The following is a 469-nucleotide window of genomic DNA, read 5'->3' on the forward strand; positions in this document are numbered from 1 at the left end:
AGTTTGCTAAAGCTTTGTCGAGTGCCAGATGGAAGACGGGGAATAAGATTTTTTTATGAAATTGAAACGATTGAGGGATTCGAAGGCAAGAATGCTGAGTATTTCAGCTATTCTTACGGATTTATCCAACTTGAATACGAAAAAGAAGGTTTTCGGATTTCTGATTTGAGTAAAATTGAAGAAGATTTTTTATGCGCACCATATCATGGTTGGGACCATGACGGGGAAGCGGTTGTAGAAGTGAAATATGGAAATTGGTGTAAATTGATTCAGCGTATGTACCCAACTATGAAAAATGGATACGTTAAAAATATTTACTTTCATGGTAATGATGGAGCGGATTATTGTATTATTTTTGTTACATTAACGAATGGAACCGACGTAGAAATTGCTCAATTTCGTAAAGTAGGAAATGAAGAGTGGAAACAGGTTAACATGAAGCCCGAAAAAGAGTGTTTAGATGAAAAAG

Annotated in this window: 1 pseudogene; it reads left to right on the plus strand. The window is 35.6% G+C overall.

Going from position 1 to position 469, the window contains the following annotated elements:
* Positions 1-469: pseudogene (locus COC96_RS27705) on the plus strand (hypothetical protein); the annotation flags it as partial.

This window comes from Bacillus cereus (assembly GCF_002577405.1).
Lineage (GTDB): Bacteria > Bacillota > Bacilli > Bacillales > Bacillaceae_G > Bacillus_A > Bacillus_A cereus_AU.